The following is a 19,531-nucleotide window of genomic DNA, read 5'->3' as shown; positions in this document are numbered from 1 at the left end:
TTACTTAAGCCGTTGCCATCTTCCGCAACGCTTCCAGCTTCGGCAAACGGCTTTTTGGGCTATCAAGACTGAATGATCGAACATCGCCAAGCTGTTCTTGAGCAAACTTCTCAGTCCTTGCAACGGCATCCTTGATTGCTTGCGTTGCAGGCTGGAAAGTATGCCAAACCAGTTCCTGAGCCTCACTGTCAAACTCCCACAGCCCCACCAAACGCCCGCGATCTACAATTGCGTTGCAGTAAATGTCCTGCAGGCCCGTAATCGGAACGACCGACTTATCGGTGAAAGTCTCGCGGTCCCTATCCTCCGGCCCCAACAGACACCCAACCTCCCGCCGAAGCAGCAGAACACTGTCGAGGCTCGCAACGAGTGCGATCCTTTCGTCCTTTGGCGCGGCAAAGTCATCGAACTCCGCTTTCAGCTCATCTGGCAGCAGATAACCTTCACCGATGTCCACAAGCTTCAACGAAGAGATCGCATCCTGTGATGCCCTCACTCCCAGCCCACTAAACCACTGAAAGTGCTCTCGTTTCGCAGGGCCAATCCACCCGAAGTACAGGCGAGCCAACTCGGCTCGGGCCTCCTCAGCGCTCATCTTAAAGCCGTCAAGCGGCGATGGCGACCAAAGCGCGTACTTATAGCGTTGAGAGTCAAGCCGACCCCCTATCGGAAGCCTTCTAATCTGCCCACGCGCTTGCAAGAACCCTAGCGACAGTGGAAGGGTCGTCGTCTGCCCTCGCTTCTTCCCCTCATCCCCCAGGTTCCGTACGGCATCGCCCACCGCCTTTTTCAGCTCAGCAGGATCCAATTCGCCCTTTTGAAGAGCTTCCAACACCTTATCGCCCAACCGATCAATCTCCGCATCGGTAACTCCCAAAAACTTCCGAGCCGTCTGCATCGCCGCCTCTTCACTAAACCCCTGCCCTACTTTGAGCCCAAGAGCATAGTGATCGTGAGGCAAAAAGTGGGTACAGCCACGTGCTGACGGGAGTTCATGAATCTGTACTTCTGCGACCGCCCTTTCCGCCTCTTCCTTGCCGATTCCGGTTCGGGCAAACAGCGTAATGTAGGGGTTCGCCCCACCGACGGAGCGTGCCCACCCAACCTTCGCAAGCGCTTCGCTCGCGCTCATCCCAACCACCGAGCCATCGAGACCTTGACGATGCGCCCACCAGGCTTGCAATCTTGCCCAATCCATGCTCTCAACGATACTTGAATCCGCCGAGCATCGCTTCTCGAAAGTTGCGCTTTCTGAGCGCCGATCTGTGGGTATACACCTGAGCATGACTGCCTTCCGATGTTTGGTGACGGACGTTGACGACGCGCTTAAGTTCTATGTCGATCTACTCGGCTTTCAACTTGTCGAACGTTGGGGACCACCGTTCGCGATGATCGAACGGGATGGTGTGACCGTTTGGATTAGCGGCCCCGGCACATCGGCGGCTCGCCCTCTCGCCGATGGAGCTCAGCCAGAACCCGGCGGTTGGAATCGGTTGGTGATTGAGACCGACGATCTCGATGCCCTAATCGCAAAGCTCAGAGGTGCTGGCGTGGCCCTAAGGAGCGATCCGATAAGCGGACCAGGAGGAACTCAGGTGCTTGTTGAGGACGGAGTCGGAAATCTGGTCGAGCTCTTCTCCAGCGCCTGAATCGGGCTCTGAGCCTTGTGTCGCGGCCCCTCAAGGCAGGATGCAGTACCCTCTTAGACTCTCTATGCGTCGCTTATTCGCCCTCCTTGCTGTGTTGTCGGTCGTTTGTGGTTTCGGCTGCTTGCCCAGCCACGCCCAAACAATCTGCATCGACCCTGGCCACCCCTCCGAAGTCGGAAGAGGAGCTTCGGGAAAGCGCATCACAGAGATCAAAGCGGTTTGGCTCGTTGCCGTCGAGTTGCAAAAACTGCTCGAAAAGGAAGGCTACAAGGTGGTGCTGACGAAGAAGTCAGAGGATGAATTCGTTCGCAACCAGCGCCGAGCCGAAATCGCCAACAACGCCAAAGCCGACCTCTTACTTCGCCTGCACTGCGACGCCGCGCCCACCTCAGGATTTGCGAGCTACTACCCCTCCAAACAAGGCACCGCCAAAGGCAAAACCGGACCGTCCAAGGACGTCATTAAGAAAAGTGGCGAAGCCGCCAAGATGTTCCATCCCGCTGCCATCAAGGTGTTGAAAGGCAAGCTGAAGGATCGCGGGCTCAAGACGGATCTGCATACCGCAGTCGGTGCAAAGCAGGGAGCCCTCACCGGGTCGATCTTCTCCAAAGTTCCGGTGATCCTGGTTGAGATGGCGGTCCTGTCGAACGACAGCGACGATAGATTCATGTCGTCAAAGGCCGGGCAGCAGCAAATGGCAAAGGCGCTGCTTGCCGGAATCAAAGCCGCAGTGCCACGGAAGAGGGCCTGAAGTTTTAGGTCGCTGTCAGGAACTAGTGCAGATTTTCTTGCATATAGAGAGAAAGTGTGCAAAAATATCTGCATGTCCATTTCAGGGCTCAGCAAAAGAGAACGCCAAATCCTTGAAATCCTCTACCGACGGGGGAAGGCAACGGCAAACGACGTTCACGAAGAGATGCCGAAGATGACGTACTCGGCAGTCCGCGGGATGCTCCGAGTGCTTAGCGAGAAGGGTCTCGCCGTGCATGAAGCCGACGGCGTTCGCTATGTCTACTCGCCAGTCGTGCCTCGTGACGAGGCCGCCAAGTCCGAGCTGCGAAATGTCCTCGACACCTTCTTTGGGAATTCGGTGGAACAGGTTGTAGTGACGCTCTTAAGCGAACACGAGAACGACCTTTCCGACGCAACCCTTGACCGTCTGTCCGCGCTTATCGAACAGGCAAAACAGGAGCGCAAATGAACTGGGTGCTTGAGCTGGCTTTGCGCGTCACGGCTTTGCTGGCCCTCGGAATCTGTCTGCGCTGGCTGATCGGACGCTCATCGGCAGAACGACGCGTCACGATATTGCGAACTTGCATCGCAAGTCTGGCCGTGTTGCCGCTCGCGATGATCCTGCTGCCGAGCGTATCCATCCCCATTCTTGCCCCCGAGAGCCAAACACTGCCGACAAGCGCCAACGTCGCGGTGGAGCTTCTTGACTACACAACGCCAACCCCCAACCCCTCAACGATGCAGAACACGTTTGCTGGGACGTTCAACAACTCAGAAGCCTCCCCTGCGTCCAGCGCTTCCAACCTCCCCAATCAAGCTCTGAATTGGAAAGTCGCGGCTATCTGGCTCTGGCTCTGCGTTTCTGCGTTGCTACTTTCCACAACCGGAATCCGGCTTTGGCAGGCCGCAAGGTTGAGACGCAGTTCCCAGGCTTGCATAACACCCGTTCAAGAGGAGTGTGAAGCGGCTCTTCAGCGCTTACGCGTTCGATCAGCGGTGGATTGCCGAATCGCCGATGTGCGGTCGCCGATGACCTTCGGGGTTGTCCGACACACCATCCTGCTGCCCAGAGATTTTCACACTTGGCCCGACGCAGACCGGAATGCGGTCCTGCTGCACGAGGCCGCACACATTCAACGTTTTGACTGTGCATGGCAATGGCTTGCCAGCGCTGTACGCGCAGTCTATTGGTGTCATCCGTTCGTTTGGTTTACGTCACGGGCCCTAAGGGACGACTCTGAACTTGCGGCGGACGAGAGGGCGGTGAGGTCTGGGATCGAGGCGACGGACTACGCCGCGTCACTGATCGCCATCGCCCGAAACATACAGCTACAGAGGGGTTTAGTCCGCCCCCAAGGAGTGACATTCATGCAAAAAGATCAACTCGAAAGGCGGGTGCAGAACATTCTGCGTTCCCGAAAGCGCGGATTCTCCTCGCTCGGACTTCTCTCCCTTTGCGCCGCAATGTGCAGCAGCGCAGCAATGATTGGAGCCATGCGCTTCACGACCATGAAGCCGGATGTGGTCGTGGCCCAATCTGCACCGCTGGCGCCAATGCCTGGCGAAGTCGTGGAAGACATAGCGCCGGTTTTAGCCGTCGCACCGACAGTCGATGAGCTGCCCCGGCTATCGAAGATTCGCGACTACACACAAGAGCTTCCAGTGGAAGAGCACGCGATCGCCACAGTCGAACTTCCCACAGAGTGGGCGAGCGACCAGAGCATAGACTTCAACAACCTTCCTAAGTCGGTGACACCAGTGCAGAGGGAGATCATCGAAAGCCGTGGCTACCTTTTGCCAGAGGACCTCACCAAGGATCAGAAGGCGATGCTTGGCAAACTGCCAGAGAATATGGATTTCAGCTTCTCAATCAGCTTGAATGGTCAAGTCTTTGCGCTGAGAGCACGCCGACCGTCAAGGACATCGACCGGATTGCCCTCCATGACGCGCACATACAAGTGGGATCCTGCGAAGCAGGCCTACATCCGGCAAACCGCCGTCGAGACGACACCGAGTCCAAATGTAGCAACCACCTATGTTCAAGGGGTTGCCAAGCTTCCGAAAAGCGCAAACGCTGCCCCGAGCATCGCGACGACTTCCAAATCAGGAGCCACCGTCTTTTCTGGTGTAGCCCCAGTGACAACGAATCCTAACAGCAAAGCAACTGTTGCAACCGGCCCGGCTGTTGCCGCCAAAACGGAGTACGTAACAGCGGTGTCCCCCAAGGCTCCAACCGCCGTTGCTGGCGTGTCGTCGGCAACCGTACCAACGGTTGCCAGTCCTCAGACCTATGTCAAAGGCGTGGTTGCGCCCTCAAGCGGTAGTCGTTATGCCACTACGGTGGCTGAATCCACTAAGATTAAGCCAGATTACTACTACATCCACCAAGGTAATCCGCTTGGATCTGGCAAGGGCAACTGGTCGGTCTCGTTGACCAAAGGGACCCTCGTTGTATGCGATCCACAAGGAAACGTGAAGGAGTACAAAGTGCCAGAAGGATCGTCGGTGACGCTTACCAGTAATGGCGTTATCACCGTAAAAGGCCCCGACGGCAAAGTGATTGACCTTAAAATCCGCAGCGGAAAGTAGCCGCAACGGCACAACGCCTGTCCAAGATAGCCTTCTCAAGGACAGGCGTTATCCTCATCCAAAGCCCTAGGAAGCGTACGGTCATTTCGAATAGATGTCCTATACTCCGATGCAATGGTCCGCACCGACTCCATCAGCAAGACCTTCTCAGGAACCAAAGGAAATCGCGTCGAAGCCGTCAAATCAGTCTCCATCCAAGCCGAACCCGGCAAAGTTTTCGGACTCTTGGGTGTCAACGGCGCAGGCAAGACAACCCTGCTGCGAATGCTTTCCACGGTCCTCGAACCCACCGCAGGCACGGCAGAAGTCGCCGGTTTCAGCGTCCAGAAGGACCCCGGCAAGGTTAGAGCAAGCATCGGCTTCATGTCCACCTCGACTGCGCTCTACGGTCGCCTTACCGGAAAAGAACTGCTGGAGTACTTTGGCGGGCTCTACGGACTTTCGAATTCTCAACTCAAGACCAGAATCGACTACGTAACCGACAAGTTCAAACTCGACAGTTTCATCGGGCGGCTCTGCGACAAGATGTCAACCGGACAAAAGCAGCGCATCTCCGTATCACGAACGATCCTTCACGACCCTCCTGTCCTCTTCTTCGACGAACCCACCGCCGGGCTCGATGTCGTCACCAGTCAAACCGTCATGGAGTTCATCGAAGAGCAGCGAACGCTGAACAAGACCATAGTTTTCAGCACCCACATCATGAGCGAGGCCGAGCGCATATGCGATCAAATCTCGATCATCCACGACGGCGTAATCTGCGGCGAGGGCACAGTCGGACAGATTTTGGAAAGCGCAGGCGAACAGACGCTTGAAAAGGCGTTCCTAAAGCTGGTTGGCGCTGATCGCAAGAATGAAGAGGTGCCCGCATGAAGCCGGCCATCCTCATCCTTAAGAAAGAGGTCTTGGAGATGCTGCGCGACAAGCGCGTCGTCTACAACGCCGTATTCGGTCCCCTCTTCATCATCGTCCTCATGGTCTTTGCCCTTGGCTTCGTGATGGAGACGGTGAAAAAAGATGTACCCAGTAAGGTTCACGTCATCTACGAAGGCGAACTGCCTGCCTACATCCAATCGCCCGACGGTGAAAAAGGGCCAGAGATCATCCGTGTGCCCGATGTAGAAACCGCACAGAAGCTGGTAGAGGATGGTAAAGCCGATGTCGTGCTTGAGATCGTTCCCCTCAGCACAACCGAACTCACCCCTTACCACCAACAGATAATCAATGCTTACTTCGATCCCGACCGCGAGCGTAGCGGAGTGATCCTAAGTCAACTGCAAAGGGGCATTCAGGAGCAGAACGACAAAGCGGTTAAGCAACTGCTGGCCTCGAAGGGTGTTCCCGAACAGATGGCTGAGCCGGTCAAGCTTGAACGCAAACCGATCGAGCGACAAAAGGGCCTCGGTGGATTCATCGCAGGATTCCTCCCCTATATCATCGTCCTGTGGGCGTTCTACGGAGCATTCGGCAGCGCATCCGAGATGGTTGCCGGAGAGAAGGAAAAGAACACACTGGAAACGCTTCTCATCTCTCCAGTGGAGCGCAGCCAGATCGCGCTCGGCAAGTTTTACAGCCTGATGCTGCTCAGTATCGTCAGCATGCTCAGCGCGTTCGCTGGCATCGTTTTGGTTGGCGTGCTGAAAGTGAAGGGGACGCAGGAGATGTTCCCCGACGGCCTCACGATCACATTTGCCTCGGCAGTCAGCAGCGTGCTTGTCATGATCCCGCTTGCCGCGATGCTCGCCGGTATCCTGCTGGCCGTCAGTACACGAGCCCGCAACACGCGAGATTGCCAAACCCAACTCTCGCTCGTGAGCTTCGTGATCTTGATGCCCGCCGTCTTCAGCCAGTTTATCGGACTGACATCTTACGCTCAGGCAAGGTGGGTGAACTTCGTTCCGATCCTCAACTCAGCGACAACGCTAAAAGCCGCGTTGCTGAACAAGGTTGATTGGACCGCAATCGCCATCACCGTCGCCATCAGCCTGGTGTTGGCATGGGCGTCGATGTCTTGGTCGGTAAGGCTCTTCAAGCGCGAAGAGGTCCTCGCGAAGATTTAGCGCCGCATCATAGCAGCAAGCTGAGACTGCTGCTGCTGCATGCTTGAGATGGCTTGCTCCATGGCGGCAAACTTCGTCCGAAGTTCGGTAGCGTGCGAGTTCGCCGAATCTTGGATGCGCTTAATGCGCTCCTCTATCGAATCAATCTGAGCTTGAAGCTCCTTATCGTTCGTCGACATCAGGCCGCTCGTAATGTCGGTATACGTTCCGATAAGGCTTTGCATCTGCGCACCGATACCCCTCGTCAGAGTAACGTTGCCAATCAAGCCCAACGTGTTTCCGGTGTATCGAACTTGAAGGCCGTCGGTGTTGGCATTGCCGGACTTTCCTGTCAAGAACTGCCCAGCCCCCGTCGCGAGCTCACCATTAATCGTCCCCGCGACGTCAACTCCCGTCGTATAGGTGCCCGCCGATGAGGTGCCAATGCCGCTGTTATCGGTGGCGGCGGCTTTATCGCTCACAACCGTAAAGTTCGTATTCGATCCGTACTTCTTCGTCGTGATGACGAGCGAACCGTCCACATCCTTGCTCGCCACGATCAGGTCCTTGAGTTTGGCGTCGTTATTGAGCTGACTGATCGTCGCATCGACGTTGTTGCCGATCGCGACAATAACGTCGTAATTCGTATTTCCGAAGAGCGCACCCGAGAACGTCAGCTTCTCGGTGCCTGTGCTGACCTGGGTCTGCACCATCTCCGACTTGTAAGCCGACTGCGCGGCAAGCTGAGTGATGTTGACTTGGTAAACCCCGCCACCTGAGCCTATCGTCTTGTCCGTGCTCGAAATGAAGGAGAGTTGATCCGATGAGGTCGAGCCCATCGCTCGGAAGATCTTATTGACCGCAGAGGGGTCCTCATCAAGCGCCTTGCTTAGCTGAGCGTCATCAACGACCATCTTCCCATCGGTATTGTAGGAGAAGCCGAGCGCGGCGAGGTTGGTGTAGTTTCCCGTAAGCCCAGGCACGTTGTTGAACAGCATCGTCCCGATCTGTCCCTCGATCTGCCGCGCCACGTTGTCACCAAAGAGCGGGCCTGTTGCAAAGGTGTCTTTGTCGAACGCGCTCGCTGACTTGATGAAGTCGTTCACCGCATTCACTGCATCGCCAAACTGTTTGATCTTAGATTTGACGGCTTCCTTGTCACCCTTAACGGTGATCGTCGACTTTTCGGGAGTGGTCTCGTTGGCTTTCAAAAGTGTAAATGTCACACCAGGAATAGCCGTCGTCACCGTGTTCGACTTGCTCGTCATTGAGATACCATCGAGCGTGTAGGCCGAGTCCTGAGCCGCAACAAGCTGACTTCCGTAATCGCGTTGCAGAACGCCCATCGCCGTAAGAATCCCATCGGTGTCAGTAAAGGTCGTCGCTCCCGTCAGGTCAAGTCGGTACGAGGTGACGTTATTCTCCGTGACCGTCCGAACAGTTGCATTCGCCCCAGTACCAGCCGCATTGATCGCGTTGGCAATCTCCTGAAGGTTTTGGTTATCTGGATCGATGGAAACGGCAACGCCGTTGATCTCAAAATTCTTTGTTCCTAAGCCGGAAACTGCCCAAACCGTACTCAGCTTCTCGGTCGAACTCTTAAAGCCAGCGCTTGTGTATCCGTTGGTAATCGACTCGCGAGGTGTCGCGGCGCCCGTTACCAATCCGAGGGTTTGGACGATGCTGCCTGTCAGATCAGCTAACTGAATCTTGCTCTGAGCGCCGGTTCCGTTCGCGCTGATGCTGATGTAGGAGTTGCCAGCACCACCATTAAGCACGCTCGCTGTGACACCGGAATTCGTACCGTTAATCTTCTGGGCTACCGAGGTGAGCGTGTCAGTGCTGGAAACCGTCACAGATTTCCCGTTCACCACGAACGTTCCCGCCAAGTTCAACGCTTCACTCACGCTCGCCTGAGCAGTAGAGCCGATCTTGTGGGCCTGCGCGAGTTTGGATACCGTCAAATTAAAGAGACTCGGCAGGGCTTCTCCCGAAATCGATACGCTGGCGACCTCAGGCGCAGACGAAGTCACAGAAACCTGATTGAATGCGGAAGCAGTATTGAGAGCTCCCGCGATTGAGGAAAGCGAAGTCAGCCGACCCTTGAGTTGGCCGAGAGCATCAATCCGGGTACTAATTTGATTCTGCTGTGCCTGCAGCCGCTGGATCGGGGCGACCTCAAGCTGAAGCAGTCGGCTGATAATCGAATCTGTGTCGATGCCGCTGCTCAATCCTGCAAATGTAATGCCCGATAAGCTGTTGCCGATACTCAATTTGCTTTCCCTAGAACCCGTGGGGCCTAGTAATGTTATTGGCAGGGACGCGTAAAAATTCACTGCGACCCTGCCCAAGCGAGCCGATTAGGCCGCCATCATCTGATACATCTCTTGGAAATTCGACATTCGTTGTCCGATCGTCTCTTCGATCGCTTGAATCTCCGCCTCATCAAATCCGAGCCAGTTGTCGACATAACCGTCGATCTCGGCATTGATTGCTCCGCCCTTCATCACGCGCTGCGCCAGCTTGTCGCTCACGTGTACTGCCATAACCCCCGAGTCACTGTTGGCATCAAACGGTCCCTCGTGCTCCGACATATACATGACGAGCTCCTTCGGAAACTTCCAAAGCGATCCCAAGGCCAAACCGATATCGGTGTGCGTCACCCCAAGCGAAGCCTCTTCCTGAGCGATCAGTGAAAGACCTGTCTTCTGAGCTTCCTTCTCTGCGTTCTGATACTGGTCCGTAAAATTTGTGTAGAGGAAAAGCCGGCCAAGGTCGTGAAGAAGACCACCGACGAAGATCAATTCCGACGTTGCCGCGCTAAAGCGTTTCTTCTGCGCGATCACTTGTGCAGTCGATGCCGTCGCAATCGAATGCAGCCAGAACTCGCGCTGCAACTGCTGTTGTCGAGGATTCTTCGCATTCAACATTCCAATCGCGCTTACGCTAAGTACAAGATTACGAAGCTGCTGGATGCCGAGAATGACGACGGCTTGGCTCAGGCTTGAAACCTGTCCCTCAAGTCCGTAATATGCCGAGTTGACAACACGCAGAGTCTTCACTGCGAGCGCCTGGTCAGACGACAACAACTTCTCCAGAGTAGACGCAGAAACGTCCTCTTTCTGAGTCTCCTCGAGAATCTTTGTGATCATCGCAGGCAGAGGCGGCAAGTCCTGCACAGCCTGCATGATGTAACGTTTGACGGCTTGGGCCCTTAACGATTGCGAATCCATAATTTAACTACTGTTCTCCTTCGCGATAATCCCGTTTACATCGGTGATCAGCGCAACATTTCCATCCCCAAGGATCGTCGCACCGCTAACGCCACGGACATCTCCGCAGAACCTATTGAGTGATTTGATGACGACCTCTTGCTCCCCAACCAAACTGTCAACAACTAAGCCAACACGTTGCTCAGCAAGGCCGACAATCACTACAAATTCTTGGTCTTTTTTCTCCTCAGCCGTATAGTTACGGGAAGAAAAAACTTTTCTTAATCTTACGAGCGGAGTGGTCATGCCACGAATGACAACAACCTCCCTCTTAGCCACGCTCTGAATATCTGCTTTGTCCATCAGCATCGTCTCGATGACGCTGCCAAGCGGAAGCACATAAACGACTCCAGAAACCCGAACGAGCAGTCCGCGAATAATCGCCAGAGTCAGCGGAAGTCGAAGGCTGAATTTGGAGCCCTCACCCATCGTCGTCTCAAGGTCGATAATTCCGCCAAGCTTCTGAATGTTCGATCGCACGACGTCCATGCCAACGCCGCGGCCGCTCACATCCGTAACCTTCTCAGCCGTGCTCAACCCGCTTGCAAAGATAAGTTGAAGCGCCTCTTTCTCCGACATTCGGTCGGATTGGTCTTTGGTAATCACGCCGGTCTGAAGCGCCTTGGCCTTAACTCGCTCGACGTCAATGCCCTTTCCGTCGTCGGTGATCTCAATAACGATATGGTTCTCTTGGTGTCGCGCCGAGACCACGACTTTGCCCTGAGCTGGCTTTCCTGCCTTCGTTCGATCCTCGGGCATCTCAACACCGTGATCGACGCTGTTTCGCAAAATGTGCATCAGCGGGTCGCCAATAACTTCGATGACACTTCGGTCAAGCTCGGTCTCACCGCCTTCGAGCTCCAGCTTGATGTCCTTACCGATCTTGTGGGCAAGGTCGCGCACCATTCGTGGGAATCGGTTGAAGACCGTCTCAATCGGAAGCATTCGCGCCTTCATGATCTGGTCTTGAAGGTCGCTGGTAATGCGAGCCACATGCCCAACCGTCTCGGCGAGAGCTTCGATGTTCTCGTCGAAGTCATACTTTGCCGCAAGCACCGCTCCAATCTGGGCAACACGCGTTCTGTCGATAACCAACTCGCCGACAAGATTCATCAACTCGTCGAGGCGCGCAACGTCCACACGCACGGTCTGGCCCGTGTCGTACTTCTTCTGAGCCGGACCAGCCGGTTTAGCGGGCTCGGGTGTCTTGGTTTCCGCAGCCTCCGGCTTCTCCTCTTCCACTGTCGGTGTGGATGCGTCGGCAGTAGCCGTAGCTTCTACTTCTGCACCGGACTCCGAGAGCCAAGGCCGGACGTCGTACCATACGACCTCCCCAATCCCGGCAAACTTCGACTTGATGAGTTCGGGGGACTCTGTTGATTGGAAGAATAGTTCGAATTCGTTGTCGAACTTCTCCTCTTCGAGCTTTTCCTGATCTGGAAGTGTGGCGAGCAGTTCCCCGCTCTCCTGAACCACGCTGATCGCCATGAACGATCGCACGTACTTCATCACGCACTCTTCGGAAAGGACAAACCGCGCAATATACACCGGAGCTTGAGTCTGTGCCTGCTTCAGCGCATCAAGCACGCTGTCGTCTAGCTTTTCCGTAAACCTTGCGTCGTAATCGTTGGATTTCTCACTCTCAGCCGGAGCCGCTGCCTCTTCCTTCGCTTTGGACTTCTTTGCTTTCGGGGTGGGAGCCTCTGCTCCTCCCTCTGCGATCAGCACCTGCAATCGCTCGACAAGGTCATTGCATTCGAGCTTGTCGCTGCCACCCTCGGCAATCGCATCCTTCATCTGACCCAAACGGTCCAAACATCCAAGCAGGACGTCGGTAACGTCGGTGGTGACTTCCTGTTGTCCAGCACGAAGCCGGTCCAGAAGGTTCTCCATTTCATGCGTGAGCTGGGCAAAGGAATCGAATCCCATCGCACGGCTCGAACCCTTCAGGGTGTGTGCCGCTCGGAAAATCGACTGGAGGCGCTCAAGAGCAGGGTCGGTCTCAAGTTTGAGAGTTTCCTGCTCAAGGACTTCCAGCATCTCATCTGCTTCTTGCAGAAAGAGATCACGATATTGGGACATATCCAGTTCGGTGCTCATAAGAGTGTGCTCGCTGTCGTAAGAGGTCGGTATTCAGTTGAAGGCTTGCCGCTAGGCTGCAAGCGCTTGGTCAAGGTTGAGGAGGGTTACGAGGTGATCGCTGTGCTTGGCAACGCCACGTACAAACTCCATATCCACTGTTGAGATAAGGGCCGGAGTGTTTTCCACCTGTTCGGGCTGAACAGTAAAGACTTCACGAACGGCATCGACGATGATGCCGACATTGCCAGACTCCATCTCGACAACGATGATGCGAGTGCTGTTCTTCTCTTCAAATTCGGGCATCCCGAACCGTACTCGGAGATCAACCACGGGGATTGTCTTCCCTCGAAGGTTCACAAGGCCGCGGATGTGTGCATCTGTCCCTGGGATGGGCGTGATCTCACGCAAACGAATGATTTCGTTAACTCGGAAAATGTCGATACTGAAGAGTTCGGTGTCGAGTTGAAAAACGACCATCTGCTCTTCTTGAGATAAAACGCTGCTTGCTGACATTCAAAAATCTCCCTTAGAAGTTCCCCGTAAAAATCCTTGGTACATGAGGCCAGCAATCTTATGGGTGTCCCACCTTGTGGGCAAAAAATGCGGAGTTTTGGTCAAATCTCACACGGTCGCCCTTCTAAAGTTGGAGCAAATCGGGTTGTACATCGCTCTGGAGTGGGGCAGAATGAGGACGTGCCGAATCGAAAGCGCCTCTTCATCGGCCTGCTAGCCGTCATTCCCTACGCCATCGTCGTGGGAGGCCAAACGACGACTCCAAGGGCTAAGGTGGACTTTGCCCGAGAGATCGCCCCAATCTTTAAGGCTCACTGCACTTCATGCCACAGCAGCACCCAGCAAAGCGGTTCGCTCCGACTCGATACGGCTGCTGGCATCGCCAAAGGGGGCGTCAGCGGAAAGCTCTTCACCGCCGGAAAGGGCGCTCAGTCCCTGCTTATCGAACGCATAGAAGGCAAGGGCGGCAAACCGCGAATGCCGATGGGCTTTGCCCCGCTAACCAAGGCACAGACCGATCTGATCGTCCGGTGGATAAACGAAGGTGGGGTCACTTCTGAAGCCGCCGACCCTGCCAAGCATTGGGCTTACCAAAAACCCGTGCGACCTGCCGTTCCGCCTGTAAAGGACCCGGCTTGGGTGAAGAACCCGATTGATAACTTCGTCTTGTCGCGATTGCAGAAGGGAGCAATCTCTCCCTCGCCCGAAGCCTCAAAAGAAACGCTGATCCGCCGCGTCACTCTTGACCTCACTGGGCTACCCCCAACCCTGAGCGAGATCGACGCATTCCTCGCCGATAAGCGGCCCGACGCGTACGAGCGTGTTGTCGATAGGCTCCTCGCCTCACCTCACTATGGCGAACGACAAGCACGGATTTGGCTTGATCTAGCCCGATACGCCGACACCAATGGTTACGAGGCCGATTTCATCCGCACCGCCTACAAATACCGCGATTGGGTGATAGACGCTTTCAACAAGAACATCCCCTACGACCAGTTCACGATTGAACAGATCGCGGGCGACCTCTTGCCGAACGCAACTGTCGATCAACTTGTCGCAACCGGTTTCAATCGCAACACGATGTTCAACAGTGAGGGCGGAGTCCATCCCGATGAGGCGATGTACGAAACCGTCATCGACCGCGTTGGAACAACGTCAACCGTCTGGCTGGGCACGACGATGGCGTGTGCAAGGTGTCACGATCACAAGTACGACCCGTTTAGCCAAAAAGACTTCTATCGCATGTACGCCTTCTTCGGCAACAACGAGTACACGCAAGGCGGCGATTACAACGTTGGCTCGAAGAAATACTACGAGCCAACGATCCAGGTCCCCGGTCCAGAAACAAAAGCAAAGATCGCCAAGCTTGAGGAGGAGATAGGAAAACTGGAGTCGGTTTTGCAGACGATGACGCCAGAACTGGCTGAGGCCTACCAGAAGTGGGCTTCAGCGCTCTCAGTGTCTTCTGGTTGGCAAAAGCCCGACAACTTACAGGCAGCTTCAGCCGGTGCGACGCTCCTCGACGGCGATACGGTCGTGGCGACGGAAACGGCAAAGCAACCCATCACTTTGCGACTCTCAAGCAGTCAAAAGCCGATCACCGCTATTCGCATCTACGCCATACCCGACGACTCGCTCCCCAAAGGCGGCCCCGGGCTTTCCAGCGGCGGCAACTTTATCCTGTCGAAGGTTGAATTCGTCGTCAACGGTCAACCCGTTAAGATCGAAAAGGCAACCGTTGACTTCATCCAGGACGGCTACTCTGTCGATGGATTATTTGACGACAATGGCGACACTGGATGGGCTATCTATCCACAGGCAGGAAAACAGCACGAGCTCATGCTTATCCTAAGCCAGCCGGTCCCAGCAGGCCAAACCTCCGAGTTAAGACTCGATCATAGTTCGCCAAGCTGGCCCATGCACATCATCGGCAGAATGAAGATCCGTGTGATCGACGCAACCGATCCCATGGTCTTAAACGCCCCTCCAAATCTATTCGTTCGTATAGCAAACCCCACTCGTTCTGGCAGGGAACGTGAGGAGTTTCTCAAAGCATTTAGAGAGCTGACCCCCCTCCTCAAGCCGACGAGGGATCGACTTGCTGCCGCAAAGGCCGAACTGCAAACGATCAAACAGAACATCCCCGTGGCCATGGTCATGCGCGATAAGCCATCCCAAGGCCCCCTCAAAGCGTTTGTCCACCATCGAGGCGAGTTCCTGAGCAAAGAAGAGGAGGTCACAGCGGGGACGCCGACAATCCTGCCGCCCCTCCCACCGAATGTCCGTGCCGACCGGCTCGCCCTCGCCAAATGGCTCGTGAACAAATCTAATCCCCTCACGGCCCGGGTGCAAGTGAACCGGATGTGGGAACAGTACTTCGGGCATGGCCTGGTCGAAACAAGCGAGGACTTTGGCACGCAAAGCTCCCCGCCAACTCACCCAGAACTTCTCGACTGGCTGGCAACCGAGTTCATGGCAAACGGCTGGGACATGAAGAAGATGCACCGTCTGATTGTAACGTCGAACACCTACCGACAGTCTTCATCTTCCACACCCTATCTCCTCAGCCGCGACCCCCAAAACAAGCTCTACGCCAGGGGTCCACGTTTCCGTATGGAGGCTGAGATGATCCGAGACACCGCCCTGACCGCCAGCGGCCTCATCAGTCTGGAAATCGGCGGTCCGAGCGTCATGCCCGAGCAACCGGCTGGCATCTGGGACAGCCCCTATAGCGGCGAGCGTTGGCAAAAGGCAGCAGGCGAAAACCAATACCGCCGCGGACTCTACACCTTCTGGAAGCGCACATCGCCCTACCCCAGCTTCATGGCCTTCGACGCCACCAGTCGGGAGTCATGTACGGTTCGCAGAATCCGCACCAACACACCTCTCCAAGCTCTTGCCCTCCTCAACGACAAGGCTTATCTTGAGGCAGCAACCGCGCTGGCAAATCGGATGGACAAAGCGGACCCCGAGATCAAGAAAAAGCTCAACTTTGGCTTCCGACTGTGCACGGGAAGACATGCCCAAGCCGCCGAAATGAATCGACTCATTGCAGCCTACAACCAGCTGCATGACCGCTACAAAAAGAGCCCCGAGGAAGCAAAGAAACTCGGGGGGTCGCCCGAGATGGCGGCCCTAACCATGATCGGAAACATCCTCCTCAACCTCGACGAAACCATCACCAAAGGATAGACATGCAAGACCGAGAGCTCGAAAAAGAGATTCTAAAGCAAATTACCCGCCGGACCTTCTTTAAGGAGGTCGGTTATGGGGTCGGCGGCCTTGCGCTCTCCAGTCTACTTCTGAACAATGGTTACGCAGCAGAGATGATCCAGCAAGCCGGACGCCAGGACCGGAAGGATCCGCTATCCCCCAAACAGCCGCACCATAAAGCAAAGGCAAAGAGCATCATCTACCTCTTCATGGCGGGTGCGCCATCGCAGGTCGATCTCTTCGATCCTAAGCCAATGCTCAATAAGCACGACGGCGAGCCCTGCCCCGAGGAGTACCTCGAAGGCGAGCGGTTCGCGTTCATCCGAGGCGTTCCCAAAATGCTCGGCTCACCCTATAAGTTTGAGAAGTGCGGGCAGAGCGGGCAGATGGTGAGCGAGCTCCTTCCTCACTTCAAAGAGATCGTCGATGATGTGGCTATCGTGCGGTCGATGAAGACCGACCAATTCAACCACGCCCCCGCCCAACTCTTCATGAACACCGGGTTCCAACTTCCCGGACGCCCCAGCATGGGCTCATGGCTAACCTACGGCCTGGGGACGGAGAGCGCCGATCTGCCCGGCTTCGTTGTGCTGCTTTCTGGCATTAGCAACCCCGATGGCGGGAAATCGTGCTGGGGAACCGGCTTCCTCCCCAGCGTTTATCAGGGCGTGGAGTTCCGCTCTCAAGGCGATGCCGTTCTATTCGTCTCCGATCCCGATGGAGTAACCAGAGAGATTCGCCGCGATACCCTGGATGCTCTCCGCGACCTGAACGCGATCCACGGCAAGCAAACCCTCGACCCCGAAATCGAGACGCGGATCGCCCAATACGAACTCGCGTACCGGATGCAAACGAGCGTGCCCGAACTCATGGACATCTCAAATGAGCCCAAAACCATCCATGAAATGTACGGCACCGAACCCGGCAAGAAGAGCTTTGCCAACAACTGCCTCCTCGCCCGAAGACTCGTCGAGCGCGGTGTTCGCTTTGTCCAGCTCTACCACCGAGGCTGGGATCACCACGGCGACGCGATGAGCAACGACATCAAGCACGGGCTCCCCGACATGTGCCGTCAGGTCGATCAAGCTGCCGCCGCACTAGTGAAAGACCTCAAACAGCGCGGGCTGTTGGACGAAACGATCGTTATCTGGGGCGGCGAGTTTGGACGAACACCCATGAACGAGGCCCGAGGCGGATCGCCTTATCCCGGACGCGACCACCATCCCCGAGCCTTCACGATGTGGATGGCAGGCGGCGGCATCAAGCCCGGGCTCGCGCTGGGCATGACCGACGAACTGGGCTACAACATCGTTCAAGACCCGATGAGCATCCACGACCTCCACGCAACACTCCTGCACCAAATGGGCATCGACCACACACGTCTCACCTACAAATCGCAAGGACGCAACTTCCGGCTGACGGATGTGTTTGGCGTGGTCCAGCAAAAGCTGCTTTCCTAAGAAAGCCCTCCCTCGTCTCCACGACGAAGTCGGGGTGATTGGGGAGGGTTGGGAGGGGGTATAAGCAACTCAGCGCCCGAAAGCCCGAACGCCCCAATGTCCCAACCCACCACCCAAGTACACTGACCCCACCTCCCCATGCCCCAAATCAGACTCCTCGCGCTCGACCTCGACGGCACCCTGCTTGACCCCGAAAGGAAACTCACCCAGGTACACATCGACGCCGTACGTCGAGCAAGGGATGCGGGCATCGTCATCGCCCTTGCAAGTGGACGCAACGTCGCCAGCATTGAAGCCTTTGCAAAGGAGCTTGAGATCGAAGGGCCGATGGTCTGCTCAAACGGCGCTCATGTCCTATCCAGCCCGACTCACGAAATCGCCCACACCAGCCTTTCGCAAAATACGGCAAGCCAGCTAATGGCATACGCCCTGGGCAATAACCTTCACCTCAGCATCTATGCACGGCACGACGTCTTCTTCCCCCATCGAAATCGGTGGAGCGATATCTATACAGAACGGGTACGCCATGTCGTCCCCAAGATGATGGAGCAACAATCAACAGCGGGAATCGAAGTCACGAAGATGCTTTTTGCCGACGACGCTAATGTCATTGAAGGACATGTGGGAAGCATTCAAACTCTGCTCAAAGGCCAGGAAGTAAGCATCGTTCGATCCGAAGCGGATTACCTGGAGATATTGCCGGGAGGAATCAACAAAGGGCTTGGGCTGTCTCAAGTTGTCGAATACTTCGGCTTAAAACCTGAGGAAATTGCTGCTATTGGCGATTATTACAACGACTTGGAGATGCTCCAGTACGCGGGATTCAGCGCCGCAATGCAGACTGCACCCCTCGAAGTTCAGGCTGCAGCGAACTTGGTGGTTCCATCAAGCGTCGAAGGTGGGGTAGCCTGCTTCATTGACGCCTTTTTGCTAAATGAGCGAAAATAGAGGCGTTGTGCTCGTCTATGGAGTACTTGAGGTGAATATTATGAAAAGGATCGTTCTACGAACAGCAGCGGTCTGCGGCCTTATTATCGCGGCATTGGCCGGGTATGCCCAGACATTGACGGTAACCTCACCGAACAACGGAGACTTTCTTGGTCTCAGCAACCAGCTCAAGTTTAACGTAACTGGGGCCTCGACCCAGGTGAATATTAAGGCCACGATCACGGGCCCTGGCGGAGTTCAGTTCACCTCAGAAAACGATTTCACGCCCGATGCGGACGGAAAGATCAACGACCAGCTTCCGATCAACTTTAACCAAGGCGCTCCCGAAGGAGCCTACACGATCGACGTGGTCGCCAAGAGAAAGAGCGATAACGGAGTTTTTGGCAACGTCTCGATCAACGTAACGGTCGACGTGAACAAGCCCAAATTCTTGCAGTTCAACCCGCTTAACAACAGCTTTGTCAAAGGAATCGTACCGATCACCGTCAAGGTATTGGAGCCCAATTTTAAGGACTATCGCGTACAGATCAATGGGTCAGACATTCCCAACAACACCGGCACGTCGCTCGTAAACGACAGCTTTACCGTGCTTTGGGATACGACAGGCATCCAGTTCGACGGAAGCCAAACGGTGTCTATCCGACTGAGAGACGAGGCAAACAACGAAGAGACGAAGACGATCACGGTCACCCTTGACCGAGTCGCTCCCGTCGTCGGTATCGTGCAGCCCCTCTCCAATATCAAGCTTTCGATGAACTCAAGCGTGTCGGTTGCAATCGACATGCAGGATGGCTCAGCAAACTCGATTGACGTCACTGGCGTTGACGTTGTCGTCCGAAAACTGGACGGTACGTTCTTGGCCCGTGTGCCACGGTCGTCGTTCAAAAACACCGGTGGAAACAACTTCCGCTGGTCCGGAAAGCTCAGATTCAACAGAGGATACGGAAAACAGTTCAAAATAGTCGTGAACGTCGTGGATCGTGCTGGCAATGCCAGTACGACCCAGGAAGTCGTCGTTACGTATAAGTAGGAGA

At 55.5% G+C, this 19,531-nt stretch carries 15 protein-coding genes; 10 read left to right on the top strand and 5 right to left on the bottom strand.

Annotation, left to right across the window (positions count from 1 at the left end):
- Positions 1–4: 4 nt before the first annotated feature.
- Positions 5–1,198: a winged helix DNA-binding domain-containing protein gene (locus KF784_07500; GenBank protein ID MBX3118896.1), complete on the bottom strand. Its 1,194-nt coding sequence runs from the start codon at positions 1,196–1,198 to the stop codon at positions 5–7.
- Here KF784_07500 and KF784_07495 point away from each other — a divergent pair.
- The 6 genes from KF784_07495 (at position 1,197) to KF784_07470 (ending at position 7,030) form a co-directional block, all read left to right on the top strand.
- Positions 1,197–1,649, top strand: coding sequence for a VOC family protein (locus KF784_07495; protein ID MBX3118895.1), 453 nt, complete (start codon positions 1,197–1,199; stop codon positions 1,647–1,649). The two genes, KF784_07500 and KF784_07495, sit on opposite strands and share 2 nt — an antisense overlap.
- 64 nt (positions 1,650–1,713) lie before the next feature.
- Positions 1,714–2,400 carry an N-acetylmuramoyl-L-alanine amidase gene (locus KF784_07490; GenBank protein MBX3118894.1) on the top strand — a complete coding sequence of 229 codons (687 nt, stop codon included), beginning with the start codon at positions 1,714–1,716 and terminating at the stop codon, positions 2,398–2,400.
- Between the two features lie 72 nt (positions 2,401–2,472).
- The gene (locus tag KF784_07485) at positions 2,473–2,850 is read left to right on the top strand and encodes a BlaI/MecI/CopY family transcriptional regulator (protein MBX3118893.1); all 378 of its coding nucleotides are present in this window, start codon (positions 2,473–2,475) and stop codon (positions 2,848–2,850) included.
- Complete coding sequence (locus KF784_07480; protein ID MBX3118892.1) at positions 2,847–4,970, top strand: hypothetical protein; 2,124 nt, start codon at positions 2,847–2,849, stop codon at positions 4,968–4,970. Before KF784_07485 ends, KF784_07480 begins: the two co-directional genes overlap by 4 nt.
- Before the next feature lie 114 nt (positions 4,971–5,084).
- Positions 5,085–5,843: an ATP-binding cassette domain-containing protein gene (locus KF784_07475; GenBank protein MBX3118891.1), complete on the top strand. Its 759-nt coding sequence runs from the start codon at positions 5,085–5,087 to the stop codon at positions 5,841–5,843.
- Positions 5,840–7,030 (top strand): ABC transporter permease, encoded by a 1,191-nt coding sequence (locus KF784_07470; protein ID MBX3118890.1) that lies wholly within the window; start codon positions 5,840–5,842, stop codon positions 7,028–7,030. Before KF784_07475 ends, KF784_07470 begins: the two co-directional genes overlap by 4 nt.
- On the opposite strand, the gene fliD is transcribed toward KF784_07470, so the two are convergent.
- The 4 genes from fliD to KF784_07450 all read right to left on the bottom strand — a co-directional run bounded on the left by fliD (position 7,027) and on the right by KF784_07450 (position 12,876).
- Positions 7,027–9,282, bottom strand: coding sequence for a flagellar filament capping protein FliD (fliD, locus tag KF784_07465; protein MBX3118889.1), 2,256 nt, complete (start codon positions 9,280–9,282; stop codon positions 7,027–7,029). The two genes, KF784_07470 and fliD, sit on opposite strands and share 4 nt — an antisense overlap.
- A gap of 87 nt (positions 9,283–9,369) precedes the next feature.
- Entirely contained in the window at positions 9,370–10,242 is an 873-nt protein-coding gene (locus KF784_07460) for an HDOD domain-containing protein (GenBank protein MBX3118888.1), read from the bottom strand.
- A 3-nt stretch (positions 10,243–10,245) separates the two neighbouring features.
- On the bottom strand, positions 10,246–12,381 hold the full coding sequence (locus KF784_07455; protein ID MBX3118887.1) for a chemotaxis protein CheA: 2,136 nt from the start codon (positions 12,379–12,381) through the stop codon (positions 10,246–10,248).
- A gap of 51 nt (positions 12,382–12,432) precedes the next feature.
- Positions 12,433–12,876, bottom strand: a complete 444-nt coding sequence (locus KF784_07450) for a purine-binding chemotaxis protein CheW (protein MBX3118886.1) — start codon at positions 12,874–12,876, stop codon at positions 12,433–12,435.
- A 180-nt stretch (positions 12,877–13,056) separates the two neighbouring features.
- Here KF784_07450 and KF784_07445 point away from each other — a divergent pair, with 180 nt between their 5' ends.
- The 4 genes from KF784_07445 (at position 13,057) to KF784_07430 (ending at position 19,527) form a co-directional block, all read left to right on the top strand.
- A complete protein-coding gene (locus tag KF784_07445; GenBank protein MBX3118885.1) occupies positions 13,057–16,068 on the top strand; it encodes a PSD1 domain-containing protein in 3,012 nt (1,003 codons plus the stop codon).
- Between the two features lie 2 nt (positions 16,069–16,070).
- The gene (locus KF784_07440) at positions 16,071–17,549 is read left to right on the top strand and encodes a DUF1501 domain-containing protein (protein ID MBX3118884.1); all 1,479 of its coding nucleotides are present in this window, start codon (positions 16,071–16,073) and stop codon (positions 17,547–17,549) included.
- Between the two features lie 138 nt (positions 17,550–17,687).
- The gene (locus KF784_07435) at positions 17,688–18,497 is read left to right on the top strand and encodes an HAD family phosphatase (protein ID MBX3118883.1); all 810 of its coding nucleotides are present in this window, start codon (positions 17,688–17,690) and stop codon (positions 18,495–18,497) included.
- 40 nt (positions 18,498–18,537) lie between these two features.
- A complete protein-coding gene (locus KF784_07430; GenBank protein MBX3118882.1) occupies positions 18,538–19,527 on the top strand; it encodes a hypothetical protein in 990 nt (329 codons plus the stop codon).
- The last annotated feature ends 4 nt before the right edge of the window (positions 19,528–19,531 follow it).

The organism is Fimbriimonadaceae bacterium, assembly GCA_019638775.1.
Taxonomy (GTDB): domain Bacteria; phylum Armatimonadota; class Fimbriimonadia; order Fimbriimonadales; family Fimbriimonadaceae; genus JAHBTD01.
The sequence above is the reverse complement of the archived record's forward strand: the minus strand, read 5'-3'. Positions and strand labels throughout refer to the sequence as shown.

Excerpts from the sequence above, each read along its gene's own strand:
- KF784_07495 (MBX3118895.1), top strand. The coding sequence starts at position 1,197 with ATGCTCTCAACGATACTTGAATCCGCCGAGCATCGCTTCTCGAAAGTT.
- KF784_07500 (MBX3118896.1), bottom strand. The coding sequence starts at position 1,198 with ATGGATTGGGCAAGATTGCAAGCCTGGTGGGCGCATCGTCAAGGTCTC.
- KF784_07490 (MBX3118894.1), top strand. The coding sequence starts at position 1,714 with ATGCGTCGCTTATTCGCCCTCCTTGCTGTGTTGTCGGTCGTTTGTGGT.
- KF784_07485 (MBX3118893.1), top strand. The coding sequence starts at position 2,473 with ATGTCCATTTCAGGGCTCAGCAAAAGAGAACGCCAAATCCTTGAAATC.
- KF784_07480 (MBX3118892.1), top strand. The coding sequence starts at position 2,847 with ATGAACTGGGTGCTTGAGCTGGCTTTGCGCGTCACGGCTTTGCTGGCC.
- KF784_07475 (MBX3118891.1), top strand. The coding sequence starts at position 5,085 with ATGGTCCGCACCGACTCCATCAGCAAGACCTTCTCAGGAACCAAAGGA.
- KF784_07470 (MBX3118890.1), top strand. The coding sequence starts at position 5,840 with ATGAAGCCGGCCATCCTCATCCTTAAGAAAGAGGTCTTGGAGATGCTG.
- KF784_07460 (MBX3118888.1), bottom strand. The coding sequence starts at position 10,242 with ATGGATTCGCAATCGTTAAGGGCCCAAGCCGTCAAACGTTACATCATG.
- KF784_07455 (MBX3118887.1), bottom strand. The coding sequence starts at position 12,381 with ATGAGCACCGAACTGGATATGTCCCAATATCGTGATCTCTTTCTGCAA.
- KF784_07450 (MBX3118886.1), bottom strand. The coding sequence starts at position 12,876 with ATGTCAGCAAGCAGCGTTTTATCTCAAGAAGAGCAGATGGTCGTTTTT.
- KF784_07440 (MBX3118884.1), top strand. The coding sequence starts at position 16,071 with ATGCAAGACCGAGAGCTCGAAAAAGAGATTCTAAAGCAAATTACCCGC.
- KF784_07435 (MBX3118883.1), top strand. The coding sequence starts at position 17,688 with ATGCCCCAAATCAGACTCCTCGCGCTCGACCTCGACGGCACCCTGCTT.
- KF784_07430 (MBX3118882.1), top strand. The coding sequence starts at position 18,538 with ATGAAAAGGATCGTTCTACGAACAGCAGCGGTCTGCGGCCTTATTATC.